Origin of the sequence: Dactylosporangium sp. NPDC006015, assembly GCF_040614215.1 — a bacterium.
Classification (GTDB): domain Bacteria; phylum Actinomycetota; class Actinomycetes; order Mycobacteriales; family Micromonosporaceae; genus Dactylosporangium; species Dactylosporangium maewongense.
This window is the reverse complement of the sequence record NZ_JBEXUD010000001.1, coordinates 348,272-371,979: the sequence shown is the minus strand read 5'-3', so window position 1 is coordinate 371,979 and position 23,708 is coordinate 348,272. Positions and strand designations below refer to the sequence as shown.

Below are 23,708 nucleotides of genomic sequence, written 5' to 3'. Positions count from 1 at the left end.
GACAGGGACGTCTGGCTGTCGCCGCAGCCACAGGTTCCTGTCGATCAAGGCGCCGAGGTGCGCGGATACGGAGCTCAGCTGGCGTAGGCCTCGAGGCGCTTGGCGCGGGACGGGTGGCGGAGCTTCAGGAGGGTGACCTTCTCGATCTGGCGGATGCGCTCGCGGGACAGGCCGAACTCGCGGCCGACCTCGTCGAGGGTGCGCTGGCGGCCGTCGTCGAGGCCGAAGCGGAGCCTGATCACGGCCTGCTCGCGCTGGGAGAGGGTGGAGAGGACGATCTCGACCTCGGACTTCAGCATGCCCTGGGAGACGCTGTCGCCGGGCTCCTCGCGCGGGTCGATGCGGGCGACGAAGTCGCCGAGGGCGCTCTCGCCGTCCTCGCCGACGGCCTGGTCGAGGCTGACCGGCTCCCGGTCGTACGAGATCAGCTCGATGACCTGGTACTCCTCGATGCCCAGGGCGGCGGCGATCTCGGCGACGACCGGCTCGCGGCCGAGGGTGGCGGAGAGGTCGCGGCGGACCCGGACCATGCGGTTGACCTGCTCGACCATGTGCACCGGGATGCGGATGGTGCGGGCCTGGTCGGCCATGGCGCGGGTGATGGCCTGCCGGATCCACCAGGTGGCGTACGTGGAGAACTTGTAGCCCTTGGTGTAGTCGAACTTCTCCGCGGCGCGGATGAGGCCGAGGTTGCCCTCCTGGATGAGGTCCAGGAACGCCATGCCGCGGCCGGTGTACCGCTTGGCGATGCTGACCACCAGGCGCAGGTTGGCCTCGAGCAGGTGCGCCTTGGCGGCGCGGCCCTCGCGGACGACGACCTCGTAGGTGTTCATCCAGGCGGGGTGGACGTCGCCCGCGCTGAGCTTCTCCTCCGCGTAGAGCCCGGCCTCGATCCGCTTGGAGAGTTCGACCTCCTGCTCGGCGGTGAGCAGCTTGGTCCGTCCGATGGTGTTGAGGTATGCGCGAACGAGGTCCGCTGAGACGCCCGTGTTGTCGATCTGGGGCTCGTGCTGCTCGTCGGTCTCGACGTCGACTGCGTTGAACTCCGTGGTGTCACTCAGCGGCTGGGCCACTTCGCTCGCCTCCCGTGTGCAAGTGGCGCGATCATTCCTACGGGAGAAGCTTCGCCCAGCGGGCGTGAAGTGGCGGTGAGGCGGCCGAGCCGTGGCACGAATCCGTGAGTCCTAGATTTCGAGCATCACCGTGTGGGGTCCGACGTTCACGCTCTCGACCAGCATGTGGGTCCGGAAGCGCCCGGTTTCCACCACTGCGCCCCGGTCTCGCAGGTGCTGGCAGAACGCCTCGATGAGCGGCTCCGCTGCCTCCGGGCGGGCGGCGGCGATCCAGGTGGGGCGGCGGCCCTTGCGCGCGTCGCCGTACAGCGTGAACTGCGAGACGACCAGCAGCGGCGCGCCCAGGTCGGCGGCGGACTTCTCCTCGGGAAGGATGCGCAGCTCGTGCACCTTCCGGGCAAGGGTCGCAGCCGTCGTCAAGTCGTCGGTGTGCGTGACGCCGACCAGGACGAGCAGGCCGGAGCCGATCGACCCCACGACCGCGTCGTCGACGGTGACCGATGCGCGGCTCACCGTCTGTACGAGCGCCCTCACGAGGCGGGCAGCAGGATGCCGCGCTCCACGAGGTGGGCGACCAGGGGGACCGCCACGTCGGCGAGGACGTCCGGCGGTACATCGTGCGCGGCCGCCAAGACGTCGACCTGGTCGCGCAAGGTGACGGAGCCGTTGCAGGCGCCGACGAGGGTGAGGGCCACCGGGTCGACCTCCTCGCGCCACCGCAGCCCGTCGGGCAGCGCGAGGACCTGGCGGCCGACCTCCCATCCGTCGGGCCCCTGGGTGGCCTCCTGCCGCAGGGTGAGGCCCGGCGCCGCGGCGAACCGCGTGCCCAGCAGGTCACCCGACCGCAGGAAGTCCTGGCGGGCGAACCAGTCGCCGATCAGCGGCCCGAGCGGCCCGTCGACGGTCTGCCGCAGGTCCTCGATCCGCACCGTCGGGTCGTCGTGGCCGCCGGCGCGCAGCGTGATGAGGCCGAACCCGACCGCGTCGACCTTCCGCGCGTCGAACCAGTCGAGCCAGGCCGCCGCGATGGCCGGCTGTTGCACGGGGTCGACGGAGGCGTCGGAGAGCCACAGGTTGACGTACGCGACCGGGTCGGACACCTCCCGCTGGATCACCCACGCGTCGAGGCCGGTCCCGGCGAGCCAGTCGGCGACCCGGTCCTCCCACGACTCGCCGCTGACGTGCAGCCAGTTGGCCAGGAACTGCATGTGACCGCCGTCGGTGAGCAGGCCCGGGGCGGCGGCGACGAGCTCGGCGCAGACCGCGTCCCCGGGGCGGCCGGAGTCACGGTACGTGTGGTCCGTCGTCCCCGGTCCGGCGACGAACGGCGGGTTGCTCACGACCAGGTCGAAGCGGCGCCCGGCGACCGGTGCGGTCATGTCCCCGTGCAGCAGCTCCCAGTCCAGGCCGTTGAGGGCGGCGGTCGTCGCGGCGAAGCGCAGCGCGCGGGGGAGCAGGTCGGTGGCGGTGACCTTCGCCGCGTGCGTCGACAGGTGCAGCGCCTGCACGCCGCAGCCGGTGCCCAGGTCGAGCGCCGTGGCCACCGGGTCGCGCAGGGCGGCGGCGGCGAGCGTGGTGGAGGCGCCGCCGATGCCGAGCACGTGGTCGCCGGGCAGCGGCCGCCCGGGTCGCATCCCGGCGGACAGGTCGGCCACGACCCACCAGTCGCCGTACGGCTCCAGCTCGACGGCCGCCCGTACGCCATCCCCATCCGCTTCCAGCAGCGGCAGCGCGGCGGCGAGCGGCAGGGGATCGAGCGCCTCGGCGACGGCGGGCAAGGGCAAGGTCTGGCCGCACACGAAGAGCCGCACGAGGGTGGCGAGCCGGCCGGGCTGCTCCTCGGTGCGCTTGAGCGCGGCGCGGAAGTCGTTGCGGGCGAGGGCGGCCGTCGCGGCCTCACCCAGCAGGTCCTTGATGCCCTGGGAGGTGTACCGGGCGGAGGTCAGCGCCTCGCGGAGCCGGGCGAGACCGTCGGCGTCGAGCAGTGCGTCCACCCTGACATCCTGCTACGTCAACGTTGGTCGATTCCTAAACAGGCCACGACGCGCGTGGCGTCGGCGGTGAGGAAGAGCTGGAAGTGCGTCGGCGGGTCCTCGACCTTCGCCTCGCCGATGCGCAGCGGCCGGCCGCCGGCGATCTGCAGCCGGGCGATCGCGTCGTCGCCGCCGAGCATCGGGGTGCCGATCTTCGCCATGTGCTGGGCCCGCCGCGAGTAGCTGCGCGCGAGCTGATCGGCCGGCACGGTGTCGTCCCACACGACGTATTCCGCGCCGGCCCGGATCGCGTCCTTGCAGGCCACGAACGCTTCCCCCGGCACCTCGTCGAGGAGCCGGAGCAGTGCTTCACGCTCCATGACCTATGTGACCATAAAGCCGGACTTTTCGTTAGCCCCCCGCACGAACTCCGGTGTCAGCTGACGCAGTTCTTCAGCTTCTTGACCACCGCGGCCGGCACGTGCGACCGGCAGGCGCCGTCGGTGCCGCCGGCGATCGCCAGCCACTGCTTCTTCCCGGTGTCGTACTGGAACAGGACCGTCGCCTTGTCCATCGCCTCGGGCTGGGTCACCGCCGTCGCCCAGTCGTCGGCGCAGCTGATGTCGGTCAGCCCCTTGCCGATGTCGACCGCGTTGGAGACGTCGAGGTTCGCCACGAACGCCTTCTCCAGCGTCGCCGCGTCGACCGGGCACCCCGCCTGCGGGCTCGCGCCGGGCTTGGTCGGCGCCGGGCCGGTCTGCGGCGTCAGGGACTCTTGCACGCTGGGTGCCGCGACCGCGCCGTTGTTCGTCGGCGCGTCGTCGGAGCAGCCGGTCAGTGCGAGGGCCGCGGTGGCGGCGACGCACACGAGAAGTCGCTTCATCACACGCGGAATCCTCGGCCCGCCCGCGCGCTGAGACAACCCTCTATCTATCGAGGAACAGCCCTACTGCCTCGACGACGAGCGCGTGGTCCTCGGCTTGCGGCAGCCCCGACACGGTCACGACCCCGACGACGCCGACGTCCACGACCCGGATCGGGAACGCGCCGCCGTGCGTGGCGTAGTCGGCCGGGTCGACGCCGTACGCCGCGTCCATCGCCTTGCCCTGCGCGGCCATCCGCCGCCCCACCAGATACGAGGACGCGTTCAGCCGCTCCACGACCCTGATCTTGCGCTCGATCCAGCGGTCGTTGTCGGGTGCCGTGCCGGGCAGTGCCGCGTGGAACAGCTGATGACCGTGCCGGCGGATGTCGATCGTGATCGGCAGCCCGCGCTCCTTGCCCAGACGCACCAGCAGCGACCCCAGCGTCCAGGCGTCGTCGTTGTCGAACCGCGTGAACCGCAGCCGCTCCTCCTGCGCCTCAAGCTCGGCGATCAGGTCTTCCACGCAAGGCTCCTCGGTTCGTCGTCGCGGCCACTGTACCGGTGGGCCTGCTGCTGCTCGGGTTGACGCCGCGGCCACTGTACGGGCGGCGGGGCCAAGTCGGGCGCAAGCGCCTCCCAAGTCACCTCGGCACGATACGGGTATGAGGACTTCGACCTGCAGCCTGTACATCGCCGCCGACCCGGCCCGCGTCTGGCAAGCGATCACCGAGCCCGCCTTCACCCGGCGCTTCTACCTCGGCCTCGCGGTCGACTCGCAGTTCATCCCGGGCGCACCCATCGTCTACCGGGCCGCGGCCGGCCCGGTCCCCGACGTGCTGCACGGGCACATCGTGCACGTCGAGGAGGGGCGGCTGCTGGTGCACAACCTGTACACCGGCATCGGCGCGGAGCAGGAGGTGCACTGCTGGCTGACGTGGGAGATCACCGCCGCCGAGCCGGGACTCTGCCGGGTCTCGCTCACCTGCGACGACCTCGACCGCGAGCCCGACCCGGAGCGCGACGACGCCTGGTCGCGGATCCTGAGCCGCCTCAAGTCGGTGCTGGAGGCGGAGCGGTTCACGCCAGGTTCGTGAAGCTGGCCGCGACCTCCCCGCTCGCGTCCAGCACGTCGAGGCGGCCGTGGCTCAGGTTCGCGCTGCGGAACGAGAACGTGCGCACCCCCGCGTCCGCCTCCAGCAGCGGGATGCTGCGGGCCGCCCCGCCCGGTGCCGAGGTGTACCGCAGCCCCGCCACCTCGGTCCCGACCACGCCGTTGACCCGGACCTTCGTCTTCTCCCGCCGGATCATGTACGCGATCGGCTCACCCGCGGCCGGCGTGCCGGTGAAGTAGAAGTAGCGCGGGTTGGTGAGGTCGCCGGCCGAGTACGCCTTGAACGTCGGGTCGGCGCCGGCGGGCAGCGGCGTGAGCGCGAGCGCGGCGAGCCCCGCCACGGCCGCGACCGCGATCCGCCTCGTCGTGCGGAGCCGCGCGCGCCGGTCGAGCCGCAGCGCGGCGCCCCCGACCCCCGCGACGCAGACGGCGACCAGCCCGAGCGAGCGGGCGTTCTCCAGCAGGAACTGCCAGCCCGGGTACAGCGCCACGCCGCGCAGCACGACCCCCAGCGACAGCGTCATCACGACCAGCAGCACGACCCCGGCCACCCGCCGCCACGCCCCCTCGGCCGCGACCAGCAGCATCGCCGCGAGCACCGTCCACACCTGGTGGTGCGTCCACGACACCGGCGACGCCGCCACGGTCGCGCAGCCCACCAGGACCGCCGCCCGCACCGGCTCTCCGTGCAGGTGCAGCGCCCTGGCCCGCAGCAGCACGGCCCCGCAGATCGCCGCGATCAGCACCGCCCACACGACCGGCAGCGTCGCGGGCGACAGCCCGATCCGCAGCAGCATCCCGTGCACCGACTGGTTGCCCAGCGAGGCGAGGTCGCCGATGCGCGATGTCTGGAAGATGGTGCCGCCCCAGTACCGCACGCTGGCCCCCGGCATGAGCACCGCCGCGACCCCCGCGCACGCCACGAACGCCGCCCCCGCCCGCGCCGCGTCCTTGTACCGCCGCGCCACCAGGAAGTACACGACGAACAGCAGCGGCGTGAGCTTGATCGCCGCCGCCACCCCGACCAGAATCCCCCGGAACCGCGCCGGCACCACCTGCCCCGCATCGACCAGCGCCAGCAGCACGATGAAGATGCTCACCTGCCCGAACCGCAGGTTGCTCTGCACCGGCGCCGACACCAGCAACGCCGTGGCCACCCCGGCCGCCATCAGCCCCCGCGTGAAGAACCGGCTCCCCACGCCTCCGCCGCTCTGCGCCGCGGTGCCTGTCACGGTCGAGGTGCCTGTCGCGGTGCGGGCTGCGGTGCCGGTCGAGGTGCCGGTCGAGGTGCTGGTCGAGGTGCTGGATCTGGTCACCGTGCGGGCGATGGCGATCACGGCCGCGCAGGTCATCGCCAGCCACAGCACGCCGAGGGTCGCCTCGGGCAGCATGCTCAGCGGCCTGAAGAGCACCATCGCGAACGGCGGGTACGTGAACGGCCCCCCGTTCTCGGCCACGTAGTCGTAGAGCGGCCCGTCGAACTTCGCCGCCCCGTAGTAGATGTGCAGGTCCGACAGGCGCTGCGCATCAGGCCGCCGCCACACCAGCGCGGCCGACACCGCCGCGATCCCCCCGAACACGGCCCATGCCGCGACCACCCTGCGCTCGAACATCGCACCAGGCTATGGCGCCAGATCAACCCTGGCGGCCCCCGCTCATCAGCGTTTCCCGAGGTAGCGGCCCTGTCCCGGCGCCCAGACGCCCTGTCCTTGTCCGGAACGCTACAACCGCCCGGTGGCCGCGCTCACAGGACGAGCGCCGAAGGCTCGGGACCGGCGGTCAGAACGGAGGCTCCGATGTGAACTGCGAGACCCAGCGCTCGACCTCGTCAAGGGTTGCCGGCCGCGCCGCACCGAGCGCGCGACCGGTGAGGCGTTGTCGCGAGATCGCACGTACGTACTCCGGCATGACGAAACTCGGCTCGGTGCGCAGGCCGGCCTCACGCCCGAGAGGGATGTGGTGTCGGAGTCGCCGGTCGCGCGAGGTGATCGGCGCGACGACCGCCATCTCGATGGGCCACGCGTGATAGCCCGCCGGGGACAGCACCAGCACCGGCCGCCGCCCGCCCTGCTCATGGCCGATGACGGGACTCAGGTCGGCGATGAGCACGTCGCCCCGACGGATCACGGGTTGAGCTCCGGGAACTCGGCCCGCGCGTCGCCGAGGCCGTCGCCCGAGGTCAGGTCCCACAGGCGACCCTCGGCGAGATACTCGGCGAAGCCGGCCGGGTCCTCCTTCTCCAGCCGCCCGTAGTCGAGTGTGGCCTGGCGCATCGCCTCTTCCCGCTCCAGCCTCCGCGCGGTCTCTTCGAGCAGGGCGAACATCGTCGTGTTGCGACTCGCGGCGACGGCCGCGAACACGTCCCTCGCCTCGGTCGACACGCTGACCGTCGTCTTCGCCATAGTCAACACTATAGCGTTCCCCATATGTATGGCCACATGGCCACTGATCCTAGGCATTCAGCGTTTCCGCGGTCAACTTCGATCAGCCGTCGTCGAGCAGGGCGCCGTCGGCGACACCCTGCTCCCTGTTCCCGCCGGGCCCTTCAGCATCCGGGGAGGGCCCGGTACAGCTTGACGGAGACGGCCGCGAGCCAGGTCCAGATGACGATCACGGCCGCGACGAAGCCCAGGGTCAGGGCCGGCGCGCTGTTGCCGGAGGCGATGCCGGCGAAACCGGCGAGGAACAGCACGCCGGACACCCGGCTGTACACGGCCCAGCCCTTGCCGCCCTCGCGGCCGAAGCGGCGGGCGACGACGAAGCACGCCACGATCACGCAGAGGAAGCCGATGCCGCCCGCGGCGAGGTGCCCGATGCCGTGCCAGCTCACCGTTCCCGGTCCTTCAGGTGTACCGGCGGGGAAGCCCATCGCCGGGTCGGCCCGCAGTGCACCGGCCGCCACGAGGCTCGCCCCGTAGACCGCCACGAGCCGCGCCGCCCACGGACTTCCCGGCAGCGCGCGGTGCAGCCCGACGGCGGCCGCGATCACCATCAGGCCGGTCAGGACGAAGTTGGTGATCTGGATCCAGCCGAGACCGCCGTTGGACAGCAGGCTCCAGGCGTGCCGGGTCAGATCGAACCCGTCACGGGTCAACGCCTGCGCGAGGCTGACGCCGACGTAGAACGGCCCGGCGAGCACGCCGTAGCCGAGCAGCGACCGGGTGACCCGGTTGGCACGGATGTGGTCCGGAACGGTGGTGGTCATGGCGGGGGTCCTTCCTTCGTGGCGACCTGTCACCCGTCTCTCGAACAACCGCCCCACGATCCGACACGACGCCGATGTGACGCCGGTCACATCGCATGCTGCGATCGTGACACCCGTCCAGCTCGGGAGGATGACGACATGCCGTTCTCATTTCTCGACGAGATGCGGGACCGTCAAGGACGCCGCGGCGGTCATCGACGCGCGGTGGCCCGTGGAGAAGCGGGCCAATACCTGGATGCAGGACAAAGACTCGTACAACCCGGAGCTGCCACCGTTCTGAGACGGGCCGGCAAGGCAAGATGTACGCATGCCGTTCTCGTTGCCGATTCCCGCTGAGGCGAATGCGCTGCTCGACCGGGACCCGCTGGCGTTGCTGGTCGGGATGACGCTGGATCAGCAGATTCCGCTCGAAAAGGCGTTCTCGTCGCCCTGGGTGCTTTCGCAGCGGTTGGGGCATGAGCCGACGGCGCAGGAGCTGGCGGAGTTCGACCCTGACGCGCTGGTGGAGATCTTCGCGACGCCGCCGGCGCTGCACCGGTTTCCGAAGGCGATGGCGGCCCGGGTGCAGGAGGTGTGCCGGGTGCTCGTCGACCGGTACGACGGGGACACCGCCGCGATGTGGACCGGTGTCGCCTCCGGGGGCGAGCTGCTGCGGCGGGTGCAGGCGCTGCCGGGCTTCGGCAAGCAGAAGGCGCAGATCTTCGTGGCGCTGCTCGGCAAGCAGTACAGCGTGCAGCCCGACGGCTGGCGCGAGGCGGCCGGCGGATACGGCGAGGTCGGCTCGCACCGCTCCGTCGCCGACATCGTCGACGGCGACTCCCTCGGAAAGGTCAGGGAGTTCAAGAAACAGATGAAGGCGGCGGCGAAAGCACCGGGTGCGCTGGGGCGGCCGGGGTCGTAGTGTGCCTACCGTGCTGAAGGGTTTCAAGGACTTTATCTCGCGCGGCAATGTCATCGAGCTTGCCGTCGCCGTCGTCATCGGGGCCGCGTTCAACGACGTGGTCAAGGCGTTCACGGACGGCTTCCTGCAACCACTGATCAAGCTGACCGGCGGCATCGGGGTCGACGACAAGAACCAGGGGCTGAAGATCGGGTCGCAGTTCCTGGCGTGGCCGGCGTTCCTGAACTCGGTGATCGGGTTCCTGCTGACCGCGGCGACCGTCTACTTCCTCGTGGTGCTGCCGATGAACAAGCTGGCCGAGCGGCGCAAGCGGGGCATCGAGCCGGAGCCGTCCGCGCCCGCCGAAGACATCCGGCTGCTGACCGAGATCCGCGACCTGCTCGCGACCGGCAGCGTCAACCGGCCGACGGACCCCAGCGGCGGTGCGCATGCGGCGCCGGTGAAGCCGTCGGACACCTGATCCGCGAAACGTGGCAGACTCGGTGGTGATGATGGGACGCAGGCAGAAACCGCAGCTGATCACCACCGCCGAGCGTTCGCCCGAGCAGGAGCTTCGATCCCGCGAGCGGCGGTATGTGGCGATGATGCTGCTGCGCGGCCTCTGCGTGATCGTCGCGGCGGTGCTGGTCACGGCGAAGGTGCCGCTGCTGTGGCTGTGGCTGAGCCTGCTGGTGGCCGGGGCGCTGGTCCTGCCGTGGGCGGCGGTGCTGCTCGCCAACGACAGGGGGCCGCGGCCCGAGCACCTGCTCCGCAACAAGCTGCAGTCCCGGCGGCAGCCGCAGCAGTCACACCCCGATCCGGGCCACGCGCTCAGCGACCGCGAGCACGCGGAGCCCAAGGAGCCCAAGGTCATCGACGGCTGAGGCGACGGCCCCTGGACGGCCAGGGGCCGGGCGCGGCACTACGGACGGCCGCCGACCTTGGACACCGCCAGGGCGCGGAGCTACGGGCGGCCGCCGACCTTGGACACCGCCAGGGCGCCGAGCCGGGCGCCGCCGGCCAGCGCTTCCGCGGGCGACGCGCCGGTGAGCCACGCCGCCAGAAACCCCGCGGCGAACGCGTCGCCGGCGCCGGTCGGGTCGATCACCCGTGCGACCGGCGCCGCCGGTACATGGACGGGTGCGGCGGAAGGTCCGGCCCAGGTCGCCCCGGCGGCCCCCGACTTCACCACCACCGCGCCGGCCCGGTCCAGCAGCGCCGTCGCCAGCGAGGCCGCGGTGCCGTCCCCGGCGAGGACCTGCGCCTCGTCCAGGTTGGCGAAGAGCAGGTCGACGTCCGGTACCGACGCCCAGAACGACGACCCGAGGCGCTGCAGCGGCGCGGCCGACGCGGCGTCGAGGCTGGTCGTGAGGCCGCGGCGGCGCGCCTCGACCAGCGCGTGACGGCCGGCGGGCGCGCAGTCCGGGTCGAACAGGACATACGCGGACAGGTGAAGGTGCCTGGCGCCGGGTGTCGCGGCGAGCGCCAGATCGAGGGCGCGGTCGACGTCGGCGGGGGACAGGAGCTGGTTGGCGCCCCGGTCGGTGAACATCGTCCGCTCCGCGTCGGAGGCGAGCACGACCACCGTCCCGGTCGCGACCTCCGGCACGCGGCGGACGGTGGTCGTGACGCCCGCCGCGACCAGCTCGGCCAGGCGCGCGGAGCCGGGCTCGTCGTCGCCGGCGACCCCCGCGAACACCACCGGGTGCCCGACGGAGCCGAGCCAGGCGGCCGTGTTGGCCGCGGACCCGCCGCCCCGGATCGCGACCGAGGCGAGCGTGTCGGAGCCGATGGCGAGGGGCCCTTCGTGGACCGTGACGATGTCGGTGACCACGTCACCGACGACGACGACCGTCACAGCGCCGCGGCGATGCGGGCCGCCAGGTCGGCGTTGCGCAGGATGATCCTCACGTTCACGTCCAGCGAGCGGCCCTCGGTGGCGGCGTGGAAGTGCGACAGCAGGTGGGGGGTGACGTCCTTGCCCGTCACGTGGTCGCGCTCCAGCCCGGCGAGGCCCTCGGCCAGGACGCGGTCGTGCAGGTCGGGGTCGAGCTGCTCGTCGACCGGCAGCGGGTTGGCGATGATCGTCGCCCCCTGGTGTACTGCCTGAGCCCGGGCCGCCCGCACGATGGCCGCCGCGCCGGCCGGGTCGTCGACGGACCAGTCCAGATCGAACCCGCCGTCGGTGAGGTAGAAGCCGGGGAAGCGGCGGGTCCCGTACCCCACGACGCTCACGCCCAGCGTCTCCAGCCGCTCCAACGTGGCGCCGACGTCCAGGATCGACTTCACCCCGGCGCAGACCACGGTGATCGGCAGCCGGGACAGCGCCGTCAGGTCGGCCGACTCGTCGAACGTCGTGCCCGCGCCGCGGTGCACCCCGCCGAGCCCGCCCGTGGCGAAGACCGCGATGCCGGCCGCGATCGCGATCGCCGAGGTCGCCGCCACCGTCGTCGCGCCGTCGGCCCGCCCCGCCGCGGCGGGGGCCAGGTCGCGCACGGAGAGCTTCACGACGTCGTCGCTGCCGGCCAGGTGCACGATCTCCTCGTCGGACAGGCCGACCACGATCTCGCCGCCGAGCATGCCGATCGTCGCCGGGACGGCACCCGCGGCCCGCACGGTCGCCTCGATGTCCCTCGCGACGGTCAGGTTCGACGGCCGGGGCAGCCCGTGCGAGATGATGGTGCTCTCCAGCGCGACGACCGGCGCGCCGGCTTCCCTGGCGGCCGCGACCTCGGCTCCGTAACGGATGGCATGGTTGATCACCACGCAACGATAACCCCGCTCGCCGTGCGGCATCGTGGCCGTCGGCCTGGCAGACTGGGACCGTGACAACGACTCCCGAGACTCCAGGCGGTGGCGGCTCGACGCTCACGGACGAGCGCGTCGAGGAGCAGACCGACTATCGCTATGACGCCGGCGACCACGAGAAGTTCTCGCACTACGCGCCCAAGGACAAGATCATGCAGGCCATGATCGAGGGCACGCCGGTGCGGGCGCTGTGCGGCAAGCTGTGGGTGCCGTCGCGCGACCCGAGCCGGTTCCCGGTTTGTCCGGTCTGCAAGGACATCTACGAAAACGTGGTGCACAACGACGACCCGTCCTGACGGTCGTCCTCCTCTCACAGTGACGTTCGGCGCGGATCGGCACCTGGCCCGTCCGCGCCCGCTAGGCTGAGCAACGCCTTCGCGGTCCACCAAGACCCGGAGGCGTTTCCGTGTGGGTTCATGGTCCTCGAGGGGGTGCCGCATGCCGCCGCGTCCGGTGGTGCAGGCAGGACAGACGCTCCGGGTGTGGCAGCGCAAGGCCTTGATGGAGTACCTGCGCGGCAAGCGCGATGACTTCCTCGCCGTCGCCACGCCCGGCGCCGGCAAGACGACGTTCGCCCTGCGGATCGCCCTGGAGCTGTTCGCCGACGGCACCATCGACAACGTCACGGTCGTCACGCCGACCGAGCACCTGAAGAAGCAGTGGGCGGAGGCCGCCGCCCGTGTCGGGATCGACCTCGACCCGGGCTTCCGCAACGCCGACGTGCACACGTCGTCCGACTTCCACGGGACGGTCGTCACCTACGCGCAGGTCGGCATCGCTCCGGAGGTACACAAGCGGCGGACGATCACGAGAAAGACCCTTGTCGTCCTGGACGAGATCCACCACGCCGGCGACTCGAAGTCGTGGGGCGACGGGGTCAAGGCCGCGTTCGAGCCCGCCGTGCGGCGGCTGATGCTGACCGGCACCCCGTTCCGGTCCGACGAGAACCCGATCCCGTTCGTGCAGTACGAGCGGGGCAACGACGGCATCGCCCGCTCCCGCTCCGACACCACCTACGGCTACGCCGAGGCCCTCGCCGACGGCGTCGTGCGGCCCGTCATCTTCCTCGCCTACTCGGGTGAGACGCGCTGGCGCACCTCCGCCGGCGACGAGCTGGCCGCCCGCCTCGGCGAACCCATGACCCAGGACCTCATCGCCCAGGCGTGGCGCACCGCCCTCGACCCGACCGGCGACTGGATGTCGCAGGTCCTGCGCGCCGCCGACGCCCGCCTGCAGGTGCTGCGCGGCGGCGGCATGCCCGACGCGGGCGGCCTCGTCATCGCCAGCGATCAGACCGCCGCCCGCGCCTACGCGAGGGTCCTCGGCGAGATCACCGGCGAGAAGGCCGTCGTGGTCCTCTCCGACGACCAGGGCTCCTCCGGCCGCATCGCCTCGTTCGCCGCGTCGCAGGAGCGCTGGATGGTCGCCGTCCGGATGGTTTCCGAAGGCGTCGACATCCCGCGTCTGGCCGTCGGCGTGTACGCCACCAGCGCCTCCACCCCGCTCTTCTTCGCCCAGGCGATCGGCCGCTTCGTGCGCGCCCGCGGCACCAACGAGACCGCGACCGTCTTCGTGCCGAGCGTGCCGCACCTGCTGGAGCTCGCCTCCGAGATGGAGGCGCAGCGCAACCACGTCCTCGGCGCCCCGAAGACGAAGGAAGGCTTCGAGGACGACCTGCTGGAGCGCGCCCAGCGCGAGGAGAAGGTCGGCGACGACCTGCTGAAGAGTTTCGAGGCCCTCTCCGCGACGGCCGAGCTCGACCAGGTCATCTTCGACGGGACCGCCTTCGGCGTGCCGGCGCAGACCGGTTCCGCCGAGGAGGAGGAGTACCTGGGGCTGCCCGGCCTCCTCACTGCCGACCAGGTGTCCACGCTGCTCAACAAGCGCCAGGCCGAGCAGCTCGCGGCCGAGAAGCGCCGCGCCCCGGCCGCCGCCGCCACCATGGCTCCCGAACCTCCGAAAACCGCCGGCGAGCGCCGCATCGTCCTGCGCCGCCAGCTGAACACCCTGGTCGCCGCCCACCACCACCGCACCAACCTGCCCCACGGCAAGATCCACGCCGAACTCCGCCGCCTCTGCGGCGGCCCCCCGAGCGCCCAGGCGACGATCGAGCAGCTCGAGGAGCGGATCGCCACCATCCAGACCATGTAACCCGCCCTCGCTCCAGCCCGCCGTTGATCAAGTAGCGGATCCGGCCGCGATACCGACCGGATCCGCCATTCGATCAAGGCGGCCCCTCGGCCGCGGCGGTTCTCGTGCCGCTGAGCTCGGGTGAAGATCCGATTCGTCGCGTTTGAGCCGTCGGCCGCCGGTGAGAATGCGCGCTGGGAAACGAACAGCGGCACGGCTGGGTTCTCGCCGTTGCCGGTGGTGATCGAAGGACGGGGCTGGTCGCCCGGGCGACCGCAGCGATCCTTGGATCATGGTGGCGGCGGATGCGTAGTGGTTCTTGAGACGCTCGGCCCAGGTGAAGATGTGATTGGTCGCGTTCGGGGCGATGCCGCCGCTGGAGTCGCGCGCTGGGGGAGTGAGCGGCGGCGCGGTTGGTTGTCGGTCCTGCCGGTGGTGGTCGAAGGATGGGGCTGGTCGTGCGGGCGGCCACAGCGATCCTGGGATCATGGTGGTGGCGGGTGCGGGGTGGTTCTTGTGGCGTCGGCTCGGATGAAGATGTGATTGGTCGCGTTTGAGGCGATTGGTCGCCGGTGAAAGTGCGCGGTGCGGGAGCGAGCGGCGGTGCGGGTTGGTCTTCCGGATGCCGGCTCGCGTAGCGGTGTTGGTTGTCGGTGTTGCTGGTGGTGATCGAAGGACGGGGCTGGTCGTCCGGGTGGCCGCTGCGCTCCTTGGATCATCGCGGTGGCGGGTGCCGTGGTGGTTTCGCCAAGTGGTGGTGCGATTGGTCGCGTTTGGGTGAATCTGCCGCCGGGGTCGCGCGAGTGAGTGGTGGCGCGGGTGGTCCGTGACGGTAAGTACGGCGGTGGCGGTTGTCGGGGACCGAAGAAGGACGGCTGGTCGGGCCGATCTTCCCGTTCCCGGATGGTCGGACTGGTCGCCGATCATGGGGGTGGTGGGCGTGGGCCGGGGCTTCAGTGCGGCCTGTGATGGTGGGACGGCATGCGGCGGCACCAGCACGCCCGGCCATCGGTGAGCGCGTGGCCAGCGCAAGAGCACGCGGCCGCTGGGAAGGAGCCTGCCGTCGGCGAGAGAGTGCGCAGCGTCAGAAGGAGCGGCCAGCCCGAGTCAGGTAGGGGCGGCGCGACCGGCGGGAGAGTGCGCAGTTGTCAGAAGAAACGTTGCGGCCGGCGAGAGGTGTGCGGGGCTGTCGGGAGGAGGGGCGCTGCTGGTGAGAGCGCGCGTGAGTACCCGAAGGGGGCGGTCGCCGGTACGAGCGTGGTCACCGGAAGGAACGCGTGGTCGCCCGGTGAGCGGGTGGTCGGCAGGCGAGCGCGCGGGGGTCAGGTGAGCGCCGGGAACGGGGCCGGGCCTGGAGATGGCCGTAGGGCGCCCGGGATGCCGGGACGCCCTACGTGCGCGGTATTGGTCAGCTGGCCGTGATCTCGGTGCCGCGCCACGTGAAGTCTGGGGCGACGGCCACCTCCACCGCGATCTTGACCAGTTGGTCGGCGTACTTGTTTGCGTGATGTCCACAGAAGATCAGGTCGCCGCCTTCGGCGAGCCGAACTCGTAGTTTGCCTGCCGCGCTGCAGCGGTCGCACCGTTCCTCGGCGGCTGGGGGCGCTGCCGTCTCCGGCGGCGGCGTGAGGGTCGGGGTCATCGCCTTCCTCCTCTGATCGTCACCGACGAACGCTTCCTTGCGTCGTTCACAGATGGTTCAACACCGTGTTGCCCGACATCGTTCCCACCTCGCCTGCGGGACCGATGTCACACTTCTGTCGTGCCCGCGGGAGCCGGAACTGCAACACCCGCTACGTGCTTCCTATCGCGCCACGGCGGCGATCACAAGTGGGTTGAGGCGGCGGCGCCCCTCCCTCATGCCCTCGGTGACCGGAAACACACCCGGGCTGCCCCAAAAGGGACAGCCCGGGTTCGCGCACAGCGGAATGCGAGGATCAGTCGAGGTAGTCGCGCAGGACCTGCGAACGCGACGGGTGGCGTAGCTTCGACATGGTCTTCGACTCGATCTGGCGGATGCGCTCGCGGGTCACGCCGTAGACCTGGCCGATCTCGTCGAGGGTCCGCGGCTGGCCGTCGGTGAGGCCGAACCGCAGCCGCACCACGCCCGCCTCCCGCTCCGAGAGGGTCTGCAGCACCTGCTGGAGCTGGTCCTGCAGGAGCGAGAAGGACACCGCGTCGACCGCGACGACCGCCTCGGAGTCCTCGATGAAGTCGCCGAGCTGGCTGTCGCCCTCGTCGCCGATGGTCTGGTCGAGGGAGATGGGCTCGCGCGCGTACTGCTGGATCTCCAGCACCTTCTCCGGCGTGATGTCCATCTCCTTGGCCAGCTCCTCCGGGGTGGGCTCGCGGCCCAGGTCCTGGAGCAGCTCGCGCTGGATGCGACCGAGCTTGTTGATCACTTCAACCATGTGCACCGGGATGCGGATGGTGCGGGCCTGGTCGGCCATGGCGCGGGTGATGGCCTGCCGGATCCACCAGGTGGCGTACGTGGAGAACTTGTAGCCCTTGGTGTAGTCGAACTTCTCGACGGCGCGGATGAGGCCGAGGTTGCCCTCCTGGATGAGGTCCAGGAACGCCATGCCGCGGCCCGTGTACCGCTTCGCGAGCGAGACGACCAGACGCAGGTTGGCCTCGAGCAGGTGGTTCTTGGCGCGCTCGCCGTCGCGGGAGATCCACATGAAGTCGCGGCTGGCCGGCATGACCATCGGCTCGCCCGCGTCCTCGGCGGCCCGCAGCCGCTCGGCCGCGTAGAGGCCCGCCTCGATCCGCTTGGCCAGCTCGACCTCCTGCTCGGCGTTCAGCAGGGGGACCTTGCCGATCTGCTTCAGGTAGGCACGGACCGAGTCGGCCGACGCCGTCAGCTCCGCGTCGCGGCGGGCCTGCTTGAGCGCCTCGGACTCCTCGTCGTCCCACGCGAAGTCGTCGTCGGTCGCGGTGGCCTCGGCGTCGGCCTCGACGGCCTTCACGACCTCGACCGGCTCCTCGACGACCACGTCCTCGATCTCCGCCGCGAGCTCGGCGTCGTCGATCTCCTCGAGCTCCGGCTCCTCGCCGGCGCCCTTCGGGGCGGCCGGGTCGGCGTCGCCGGGGACGGCCTTCTTGACGGGCCCGGCGGCCTTCTTCGCCGGCACCGCCTTCTTGGCCGGCGCGGCCTTCGCCGGAGCGGTCGCTGCCGCGACCGGGGCGGCCTTCTTGGCGGGAGCTGCTGGTGTCGGTGCCTTCTTCACGGGCGCCCTCTCCACCCCCGAATCCGGTGTGGACTCGACGGCTGTCAGCGGCTTGGCGACCGGCGCCTTGCGCGCGGGTGCGGCCTTGGCGGTGGCCGCCTTGGATGCAGGGGTCGCGGACCGTGCCGCCGCGACCCGGCGCCGCCCGTTGGCGGAGTCGTCGACGACGACGGTGACTCCCGCCTCGGCGAGACTCCTGAGCAGCTTCTTGGCGTGTGCGGGGGTCACATCTGCGGTGTCGACCGCCTGCGCGACCTCCGCCGACGTGAGGTGGCCGCCATTGGCGGCCGCACGCGCGATCAGCGAGTCGGCGAGCGAGCGTACGTCGACGCTGGGCTGGTGAGCTGCTGTCACGAACGACCTTCCGGTGCGATGAGCGAGCGACGGCCGGTGCGGCCGAGTTCGCGCACGGCGCGGCCGTGCTGAGTGGGCCTGGGTGCTTTTGGTGGCGCCCGTGTGCCGTGCGTCCGGGGCGGATTCACGAGCGACAGCGGGCAGCGCGTGAATTGTAACGCTCTCTCGCCCCAACATCCCGCCTAGCGGGCCTAGACGCCACGTTGTGACCGAACGGATGGGCGGATCGGGGCCCTGACAGGATGGGTCGTATGGATCGCGGACACGAACTGCTGGCCCTCGCGGTGCCCATCGCCCGGGAGGCTGCGGCCCTCGCCAAGGCCATGCGCGCCGCCGGCGTGGACCCCGTGGCGACCAAGTCCACGCTCACCGACGTGGTCACGGCCGCCGACCAGGCGGTCGAGCGGCAGGTCCGGGAGGCCATCCGGCACGCCCGGCCGGGCGACGCCGTGCTGGGCGAGGAGTACGGGGACTCCCAGCAGGCGAGCGCGGTGCGCTGGATCCTCGACCCGATCGACGGCACCGTGAACTACCTCTACGACCTGCCGCAGTACGCTGTCTCGCTCGCCGCGGAGGTCGACGGCGTCGTGGTGGCGGGGGTGGTCATCAACGCCGCGACCGGTCGCGAGTGGACCGCGGTGCTCGGCGGCGGCTCCCACGCCGACGGCCGGCGGCTGTCCGGCTCCCGGCAGACCGATCTCCGTCAGGCGCTCGTCGGCACCGGCTTCGGGTACGCCGCCGACCGCCGCCTCCACCAGGCAGCAGTGCTCGCCGGTCTGATCGGCGACATCCGCGACGTGCGTCGCCTCGGGGCCGCCGCGATCGACCTGTGCCTGGCCGCGGAGGGCAGCCTCGACGCGTACTACGAGAAGGGCCTCAACGCCTGGGACCACGCCGCCGGTGGCCTGGTCGCCGCGGAGGCGGGTCTGCTCGTGACGGGCCTGGCGGGCGCCGTGCCCGGCCCGGACATGGTGGTGGCCGCCCCGCCGGCGCTGCACAAGGCCCTCCACGACCGCCTGGTGGAGCTGGACGCGGACAAGGGCCCGTGAGAGGCCACTGAGAAGCACTGAGAGGCCCTGAGGAGTTTCTAGGCCTCGGCGCAGGTGCCCTCGGGCAGCTCGGGGTTGCCCAGCGCGCCGATCGACTGCTTGACCTCGGTCACCGTCGGCAGCTGCTGGAACTTCGCGCCCAGGATGACGTCGACCTTGTCGTCCTGCCGGTTCTTGTCGAACTCGTCCTCGGACTTGTCGAGGAAATACGCCCGGACGAGCCACGCGGCGCCGACGGCCTTCGGGCCGAAGCGGAGGACCGCGACCTTCGTCTCGGGCTTCTTCACCGCCGGGTTGGGCGCCGCGTTCTGCACCGTGGCCTTGAACCCTCGGCTGGCGAAGTCATTGGTGATCTCGCCGGCCAGGCCGGGCTTCGAGGTCGCGTTGAAGACGTTGAGGTTGACCTGCTTCTCCTCGGGCAACCTGTTGTTGACCATCACCGCGTCCTGCGCGCATTCGTTGGCCGATACCGGACCGGTCTGGCGGTCCTTGATCAACGCGATGGTCACGAACACCGCCGCGGTGACCACGAGCAGCCCAACCAGGGCCAGTGCCCTTACCCGCGCGAAACTCATGGCCGTGTTATCTCCCCGCCCCAGAGCGACTCCGTCACCAGATAGACGCTCTGGCTGCCGGGAAGGTTAGCGCCTGTCGGAGATCCATGTTGAAGTCCCCACCCGGCATACCGCAAAGTTCCTACTCGCCGTTGCGGGATGACTCCCCACGGAAACCGTCAGGTGGAGGTAAGGTCGCATCCGCTGAGCCCGGCGGGCAACTTGTCGGGACGACGTTGTGTCGCATGGGTCACATTGGGAACAAGTTTCCGCGAGTGGGCGTACAACAAACGCACGAGGGCGGTAAGGTACGCCGCCCGTTGGACGTTACACCGGGCGCGACACCTACGGGCGAATGAATTGGGAGTGTGAACACCGATGGCCACCGACTACGACGCGCCGCGTCGCGACGAGGTCGACCTGGGGGAGGACAGCCTCGAAGAGCTGAAGTCCCGCCGGACCGATGCGCAGTCGGCGATCGTCGACGTGGACGAGACCGACCTGGGAGAGACGTTCGAGCTTCCCGGCGCCGACCTCGCCGACGAGGACATGACGGTCAAGGTCCTGCCGATGCAGGCCGACGAGTTCCGCTGCTCGCGCTGTTTCCTGGTGCACCACCGCAGCCAGCTCGCCGCCGAGCGCAACGGGGAGCTGATCTGCCGGGAGTGCGCCTGACCGCAAGTTGATCACGCGGATCTGGCGAAGGCGTGCTTGAGTCGTAGGCGGCACCGTTTCACACCTGCGGAGGTAGACGATGGCCCAGCCCGACGAGCTCGCCGAGAACCAGCCCGTGGAGGGCACGCAGGGCGAGGCGGCAGACGAGGCCGAGCTGTCAGCCGCCGTGACGGCCCTGACCGACGAAGGCGTCGAGCAGAAGGAGCGCCGGCGCCTGCTCGGCCGGCTGGTGCGCCTCGAGATCCGCGAGCGGGGCGTCAAGGACCTGTTCCGGCCGAAGAAGGCGATCGCCTGGATCACGGACAGCGTGACGAGGGTCGCACCGCACATTCCCGTGCGCGACCTGGACACACTGGTCGCGCACCACGGCGGGCTGACCGGCGACGCGCTCGCCGAGCGGCTCATCCGCAACGCGTCCCGGGTCACCGCCGGCATCGGCGCCGCGGGCGGCGGCGTGGCCGCCGTCGAGTGGGCCGTGACGCCCAGCCTGCTGTCCGCGCCGGTCCTGCTGGCCGCGGAGACGGTCGCGGTGGTCGCCGTGGAGATGAAGCTGATCGGCGAGCTGCACGCCGTCTACGGCCGCCCGGTGGAGGGCACCGGCGCCGAGCGCGCCGTGGTGCTGGTCCAGGCCTGGGCGGAGCGCCGTGGCGTCAACCCGCTGCGGGTCGGCGGCAGCGTCGCGGCCGCCATGGGCACCGCGCTGCGCAAGGAGCTGCGGGACCGGCTGCTCAAGCGCTTCGGGCGCAACCTGAGCACCCTGGGGCCGTTCCTGACCGGGGCAGCCGTCGGCGGGTTCCTCAACCGCCGCGCGACCATGTCCCTCGGCGCCGACATCAAGAAGGACCTGCAGCCGGGCCGGAAGGTCATCGAGGGCTGAGCGCCGCCGCGAGCTTCTCCGGGTGGCGGGTGCTGATCAGCCAGTACGGCGTGGGATCGGCGTCGTCCGCGACGTCGACGCGGACCGCACCGGCGACCCACGGCCGCTGGATCACGAACGCCTCCGGGTCCGCGTAGGGCCCCAGCAGGTCGCGCTTGTCCGCGGCCGACAGCGCCGTCACCTCACCGATATATCGCAGCGGGATGTGCGCGTCGTCGACCCGCAGCTCGCCGTTGGACACCTCGACACGGATGCGGCCCAGCCGCCACAGCCCCACGGTGGCCAGCGGCAGCAGCACCACGTACGGGATCCAGGTCGCCAGGCCGGGCGCGCCGAGCTTGACCTCGGCCGCGAGGAGCGCTGCGACCGCCACCGCGGGCAGCCAGAGCCACCACGCGACGGTGAGACGCTCACGGTACGAAGTCACGTGTGCGAGGGTACGTGTCCGGAGCCCGGGGGCACCCGGCAGGATGGAGGCATGACGGTGGAGGTTCACGTCCGGCGGCTCGACCCCGAGCTGCCGCTGCCGGCGTACGCGCACCCCGGCGACGCCGGCGCCGACCTGGTCGCGGCATGCGACCTCGACCTCGCACCGGGGGAGCGGGCGCTGGTCCCCACGGGGATCGCCATCGCCCTGCCGGACGGTTACGTCGGGCTCGTCCACCCGAGGTCGGGTCTCGCGCACCGCCTCGGTGTGACGGTGCTCAACGCGCCGGGCACCATCGACGCGGGGTACCGCGGGGAGATCCTGGTGAACCTGGTCAATCACGATCGGGTGATCACGGCCAAAATCAGCCGGGGTGACCGGATTGCCCAGCTTGTGGTCCAGCGCGTGGAGCGGGCACACTTCCACGGCGTCGACCATCTTCCCGATACTGTGCGCGGAGCCGGCGGTCACGGATCAACCGGTGGTCATGCTGAACTGGAGGAAGAGCAGTGATCTTCTCGCGCAAGAGCGGGAGCGGGCGGCACGCGAAGGACGACACCCGCGCGGGCGGTGCCCGCAGGCTCGAGGAGGAGCTGGGCCTGGTCGACGACGACCCTGAGGAGCCCGTCGCGTCCAAGGCGGACCGGCCCGAAGGCCCGTACGACATCACCGAGGCGCCCGCCGGCATCCCCCAGCTCGACCTGGGTGCGCTCAAGGTGCCCGCGGTCGACGACGTGGAGGTCCGCGTACAGGCGGACAACGAGGGCAAGATCCAGCAGATCGTGCTCGTCAACAACGACAGCGCGCTGCAGCTCGGGGTCTTCGCCGCACCGCGCAGCGAGGGCATCTGGGACGAGGTCCGCGGCGAGATCCGCAAGCAGTTGTTCGCCGACGGCGTCGCGGCCGAGGACGCCGACGGCGAGTGGGGCACCGAGCTGCGCGCCCGCGTCCGTACCCCCGACGGCCTGACGGACATCCGCTTCGTCGGCATCGACGGCCCCCGCTGGCTCGTGCGTGCGGTCTTCCAGGGCCCCGCCGCCGTCGACCCGGGTGTCGCGCCGCCGCTGGTGGCGTGCCTGCGCAACCTGGTGGTCGACCGGGGTCACGAGGCCATGCCGGTCCGCGAGCCGCTCCCGCTGCACCTGCCGAAGGAGGTCGCCGAGGCGACCGCCAACGACGGCTCGGCCGAGGTCGCGCTCACCGACGCGGCCAACGGTGTCGATGAGGCAAACGGGGCGGACCGCAGAAAGCCGTCACCGAGGCCCCGGCGCAAATAACACCCGTGAGCTGTACCGTCGTAGTGGGTGTCATGTCTGGCCGAGGAGGGTGGCACCGACGTCATGACCACGGACAGTGAGAAAGTCGTCGATCCGTCCGTCGAGCAGGCGCGCGGGCTGCGGAAGTTCTTCCGCCGCCTCACCGCCAGCGAGGCGGAGCTCGACGCCGAAGAGCTGCAACGCGACGCCAAGCAGTGCGGCAGCATGCCCGCGCTCGCCTGCGTCCGCGGTCAGGTCGTGAGCCTGAAGGGCCGGTTGCGCACGGTGGTCTACACCCCGCGCACCAACCTGCCCACCCTCGAGGCGGAGCTGTTCGACGGCAGCGACCTGGTGACCCTGGTCTTCCTGGGCCGCCGGCACATCGCGGGCATCGAGCCGGGTCGAGCGATCACGGCGAGGGGGCGCATCGCGGTCCGCGACGGCCGTAAGGTGCTCTACAACCCGTATTACGAGCTCGACACACCCAGATGAGGCCGGATGCAACCAGGTAAGACCGCGGAGACCGACCCCGACGAGGAAGCCCCGCTGCCCCCGTTCTCGGTGCAGATGTCCGAGCAGCTGGGCGGCGTGCGCGGCCTCATCGAGTCGAGCATCCCGATCACGCTCTTCATCGTGGTCAACTTCCTGGGCGACCACTTCGGCTGGTGGTCGCTGCGGACCTCCCTGATCGTCGCGGTCGCCGCCGCGCTCTCCATGGCCGTCTACCGGCTCAGCCGCCGCGAGTCGGTCCGCCACGCGGTCAACGGCGTCGTCGGCATCGCGATCGGCGCGTACCTGGCCTGGAAGAGCGGCGACGCCAAGGACATCTACCTGCCGGGCATGGCCCTCACCGCCGCGTACGCGGTCGGCATGCTGGCCTCCGTCGCCTTCCGCCGCCCGCTGGTCGGGTGGCTCTGGTCCGTCATGCTCGACAAGGGCGGCAACCGCTGGCGCGAGAACCCCCGCCTGCGCCGCGCCTTCGCCTGGCTCACCGTCCTCTGGGCCGTCGTCTACCTGGCGAAGCTCGGCGTGCAGATCCAGCTCTGGCGCGCCGGCGACGCGGACCTGCTCGGCGTCGCCCGCCTGGCGCTCGGCTGGCCGCCGTACGCCCTGCTGGCCGCCCTGACCGTCTGGCAGGCCCGCCGCATCATCCGCGCCTCCGAACCCGAGCCCGACCGGCCCGAGCCCGCCCGCCCGGAGGTCCGCCCCGCCGACTGACAGCGTTTTCCGTGATCCGGAAG

The 23,708-nt window shown here is 71.3% G+C and carries 30 protein-coding genes; 14 read left to right on the top strand and 16 right to left on the bottom strand.

All coding sequences use genetic code 11. From position 1 onward, the window contains the following. Positions 1 to 74: 74 nt before the first annotated feature. From sigB to ABZ321_RS01625, 6 genes are all read right to left on the bottom strand, one after another. On the bottom strand, positions 75 to 1,073 hold the full coding sequence (sigB, locus tag ABZ321_RS01650; RefSeq protein ID WP_354888516.1) for an RNA polymerase sigma factor SigB: 999 nt from the start codon (positions 1,071 to 1,073) through the stop codon (positions 75 to 77). A 111-nt stretch (positions 1,074 to 1,184) separates the two neighbouring features. Next, positions 1,185 to 1,607, bottom strand: a complete 423-nt coding sequence (gene dtd / locus ABZ321_RS01645) for a D-aminoacyl-tRNA deacylase (protein WP_344503210.1) — start codon at positions 1,605 to 1,607, stop codon at positions 1,185 to 1,187. Beyond that, positions 1,604 to 3,067, bottom strand: a complete 1,464-nt coding sequence (locus ABZ321_RS01640) for a methyltransferase (RefSeq protein WP_344503209.1) — start codon at positions 3,065 to 3,067, stop codon at positions 1,604 to 1,606. Before ABZ321_RS01640 ends, dtd begins: the two co-directional genes overlap by 4 nt. 17 nt (positions 3,068 to 3,084) lie before the next feature. After that, the gene (locus ABZ321_RS01635; protein WP_344503208.1) at positions 3,085 to 3,426 is read right to left on the bottom strand and encodes a hypothetical protein; all 342 of its coding nucleotides are present in this window, start codon (positions 3,424 to 3,426) and stop codon (positions 3,085 to 3,087) included. A 56-nt stretch (positions 3,427 to 3,482) separates the two neighbouring features. Then, entirely contained in the window at positions 3,483 to 3,929 is a 447-nt protein-coding gene (locus tag ABZ321_RS01630) for a hypothetical protein (RefSeq protein ID WP_344503207.1), read from the bottom strand. Positions 3,930 to 3,972: 43 nt separating this feature from the next. Beyond that, positions 3,973 to 4,434 carry a heme-degrading domain-containing protein gene (locus tag ABZ321_RS01625; RefSeq protein WP_344503206.1) on the bottom strand — a complete coding sequence of 154 codons (462 nt, stop codon included), beginning with the start codon at positions 4,432 to 4,434 and terminating at the stop codon, positions 3,973 to 3,975. Between the two features lie 139 nt (positions 4,435 to 4,573). Between ABZ321_RS01625 and ABZ321_RS01620 the strand changes: the two genes are divergently transcribed. Beyond that, positions 4,574 to 5,005: an SRPBCC domain-containing protein gene (locus tag ABZ321_RS01620; protein ID WP_344503205.1), complete on the top strand. Its 432-nt coding sequence runs from the start codon at positions 4,574 to 4,576 to the stop codon at positions 5,003 to 5,005. On the opposite strand, the gene ABZ321_RS01615 is transcribed toward ABZ321_RS01620, so the two are convergent. The 4 genes from ABZ321_RS01615 to ABZ321_RS01600 form a co-directional block, all read right to left on the bottom strand. Further along, the gene (locus ABZ321_RS01615) at positions 4,989 to 6,635 is read right to left on the bottom strand and encodes a glycosyltransferase 87 family protein (protein WP_354888510.1); all 1,647 of its coding nucleotides are present in this window, start codon (positions 6,633 to 6,635) and stop codon (positions 4,989 to 4,991) included. The genes ABZ321_RS01620 and ABZ321_RS01615 overlap by 17 nt on opposite strands. Positions 6,636 to 6,801: 166 nt before the next feature. Next, a complete protein-coding gene (locus ABZ321_RS01610; protein WP_344503203.1) occupies positions 6,802 to 7,149 on the bottom strand; it encodes a type II toxin-antitoxin system PemK/MazF family toxin in 348 nt (115 codons plus the stop codon). After that, positions 7,146 to 7,424, bottom strand: coding sequence for a hypothetical protein (locus ABZ321_RS01605; RefSeq protein ID WP_354888507.1), 279 nt, complete (start codon positions 7,422 to 7,424; stop codon positions 7,146 to 7,148). The genes ABZ321_RS01610 and ABZ321_RS01605 overlap by 4 nt, the downstream gene beginning before the upstream one ends. Before the next feature lie 143 nt (positions 7,425 to 7,567). Continuing rightward, a complete protein-coding gene (locus ABZ321_RS01600; protein ID WP_344503201.1) occupies positions 7,568 to 8,227 on the bottom strand; it encodes a DUF998 domain-containing protein in 660 nt (219 codons plus the stop codon). Positions 8,228 to 8,333: 106 nt separating this feature from the next. On the opposite strand from ABZ321_RS01600, the gene ABZ321_RS01595 reads away from it, so the two are divergent. Genes ABZ321_RS01595 through ABZ321_RS01580 form a run of 4 tightly spaced genes read left to right on the top strand, consistent with a single transcriptional unit; the run spans position 8,334 to position 9,991 of the window. Next, positions 8,334 to 8,507, top strand: coding sequence for a hypothetical protein (locus ABZ321_RS01595; protein WP_354888504.1), 174 nt, complete (start codon positions 8,334 to 8,336; stop codon positions 8,505 to 8,507). A gap of 27 nt (positions 8,508 to 8,534) precedes the next feature. Beyond that, a complete protein-coding gene (locus ABZ321_RS01590; protein WP_354888501.1) occupies positions 8,535 to 9,128 on the top strand; it encodes an HhH-GPD-type base excision DNA repair protein in 594 nt (197 codons plus the stop codon). Positions 9,129 to 9,138: 10 nt separating this feature from the next. After that, positions 9,139 to 9,588 carry a large conductance mechanosensitive channel protein MscL gene (gene mscL, locus ABZ321_RS01585; RefSeq protein WP_354888498.1) on the top strand — a complete coding sequence of 150 codons (450 nt, stop codon included), beginning with the start codon at positions 9,139 to 9,141 and terminating at the stop codon, positions 9,586 to 9,588. Between the two features lie 31 nt (positions 9,589 to 9,619). After that, positions 9,620 to 9,991: a DUF3099 domain-containing protein gene (locus tag ABZ321_RS01580; protein WP_344503198.1), complete on the top strand. Its 372-nt coding sequence runs from the start codon at positions 9,620 to 9,622 to the stop codon at positions 9,989 to 9,991. Positions 9,992 to 10,071: 80 nt separating this feature from the next. On the opposite strand, the gene ABZ321_RS01575 is transcribed toward ABZ321_RS01580, so the two are convergent. Together ABZ321_RS01575 and ABZ321_RS01570 are read right to left on the bottom strand one after the other, a co-directional pair. Beyond that, positions 10,072 to 10,965 (bottom strand): PfkB family carbohydrate kinase, encoded by an 894-nt coding sequence (locus tag ABZ321_RS01575; RefSeq protein WP_354888495.1) that lies wholly within the window; start codon positions 10,963 to 10,965, stop codon positions 10,072 to 10,074. Beyond that, complete coding sequence (locus ABZ321_RS01570) at positions 10,962 to 11,903, bottom strand: pseudouridine-5'-phosphate glycosidase (protein ID WP_344503195.1); 942 nt, start codon at positions 11,901 to 11,903, stop codon at positions 10,962 to 10,964. The genes ABZ321_RS01575 and ABZ321_RS01570 overlap by 4 nt, the downstream gene beginning before the upstream one ends. Positions 11,904 to 11,932: 29 nt before the next feature. Between ABZ321_RS01570 and ABZ321_RS01565 the strand changes: the two genes are divergently transcribed. Both ABZ321_RS01565 and ABZ321_RS01560 read left to right on the top strand, forming a co-directional pair. Then, on the top strand, positions 11,933 to 12,211 hold the full coding sequence (locus ABZ321_RS01565) for a DUF3039 domain-containing protein (RefSeq protein ID WP_344503194.1): 279 nt from the start codon (positions 11,933 to 11,935) through the stop codon (positions 12,209 to 12,211). 142 nt (positions 12,212 to 12,353) lie between these two features. Then, positions 12,354 to 14,066 (top strand): DEAD/DEAH box helicase, encoded by a 1,713-nt coding sequence (locus ABZ321_RS01560; RefSeq protein WP_344503193.1) that lies wholly within the window; start codon positions 12,354 to 12,356, stop codon positions 14,064 to 14,066. Positions 14,067 to 15,453: 1,387 nt separating this feature from the next. On the opposite strand, the gene ABZ321_RS01555 is transcribed toward ABZ321_RS01560, so the two are convergent. Further along, positions 15,454 to 15,687, bottom strand: a complete 234-nt coding sequence (locus ABZ321_RS01555; protein ID WP_344503192.1) for a hypothetical protein — start codon at positions 15,685 to 15,687, stop codon at positions 15,454 to 15,456. A 295-nt stretch (positions 15,688 to 15,982) separates the two neighbouring features. After that, the gene (locus tag ABZ321_RS01550) at positions 15,983 to 17,629 is read right to left on the bottom strand and encodes an RNA polymerase sigma factor (RefSeq protein WP_344503191.1); all 1,647 of its coding nucleotides are present in this window, start codon (positions 17,627 to 17,629) and stop codon (positions 15,983 to 15,985) included. 251 nt (positions 17,630 to 17,880) lie between these two features. On the opposite strand from ABZ321_RS01550, the gene ABZ321_RS01545 reads away from it, so the two are divergent. Further along, positions 17,881 to 18,678 (top strand): inositol monophosphatase family protein, encoded by a 798-nt coding sequence (locus ABZ321_RS01545; protein ID WP_354888490.1) that lies wholly within the window; start codon positions 17,881 to 17,883, stop codon positions 18,676 to 18,678. Positions 18,679 to 18,716: 38 nt separating this feature from the next. Here ABZ321_RS01545 and ABZ321_RS01540 read toward each other — a convergent pair whose 3' ends face one another. Next, a complete protein-coding gene (locus tag ABZ321_RS01540) occupies positions 18,717 to 19,253 on the bottom strand; it encodes a LytR C-terminal domain-containing protein (RefSeq protein WP_344503189.1) in 537 nt (178 codons plus the stop codon). 357 nt (positions 19,254 to 19,610) lie between these two features. Here ABZ321_RS01540 and ABZ321_RS01535 point away from each other — a divergent pair, with 357 nt between their 5' ends. Then, positions 19,611 to 19,907, top strand: coding sequence for a DUF4193 domain-containing protein (locus ABZ321_RS01535; RefSeq protein WP_344503188.1), 297 nt, complete (start codon positions 19,611 to 19,613; stop codon positions 19,905 to 19,907). A gap of 79 nt (positions 19,908 to 19,986) precedes the next feature. Continuing rightward, positions 19,987 to 20,784, top strand: a complete 798-nt coding sequence (locus ABZ321_RS01530; RefSeq protein WP_344503187.1) for a hypothetical protein — start codon at positions 19,987 to 19,989, stop codon at positions 20,782 to 20,784. On the opposite strand, the gene ABZ321_RS01525 is transcribed toward ABZ321_RS01530, so the two are convergent. Next, positions 20,771 to 21,211, bottom strand: coding sequence for a DUF3093 domain-containing protein (locus ABZ321_RS01525; protein WP_344503186.1), 441 nt, complete (start codon positions 21,209 to 21,211; stop codon positions 20,771 to 20,773). The genes ABZ321_RS01530 and ABZ321_RS01525 overlap by 14 nt on opposite strands. A 51-nt stretch (positions 21,212 to 21,262) precedes the next feature. Between ABZ321_RS01525 and dut the strand changes: the two genes are divergently transcribed. The 4 genes from dut to ABZ321_RS01505 all read left to right on the top strand — a co-directional run bounded on the left by dut (position 21,263) and on the right by ABZ321_RS01505 (position 23,685). Next, positions 21,263 to 21,724 (top strand): dUTP diphosphatase, encoded by a 462-nt coding sequence (dut, locus tag ABZ321_RS01520; RefSeq protein WP_354888485.1) that lies wholly within the window; start codon positions 21,263 to 21,265, stop codon positions 21,722 to 21,724. A gap of 80 nt (positions 21,725 to 21,804) precedes the next feature. Continuing rightward, positions 21,805 to 22,488, top strand: coding sequence for a DUF3710 domain-containing protein (locus tag ABZ321_RS01515; RefSeq protein ID WP_354888967.1), 684 nt, complete (start codon positions 21,805 to 21,807; stop codon positions 22,486 to 22,488). A 63-nt stretch (positions 22,489 to 22,551) separates the two neighbouring features. Beyond that, positions 22,552 to 22,959, top strand: a complete 408-nt coding sequence (locus ABZ321_RS01510) for an OB-fold nucleic acid binding domain-containing protein (protein WP_344503184.1) — start codon at positions 22,552 to 22,554, stop codon at positions 22,957 to 22,959. A 6-nt stretch (positions 22,960 to 22,965) separates the two neighbouring features. Continuing rightward, the gene (locus tag ABZ321_RS01505; protein ID WP_354888481.1) at positions 22,966 to 23,685 is read left to right on the top strand and encodes a DUF3159 domain-containing protein; all 720 of its coding nucleotides are present in this window, start codon (positions 22,966 to 22,968) and stop codon (positions 23,683 to 23,685) included. The last annotated feature ends 23 nt before the right edge of the window (positions 23,686 to 23,708 follow it).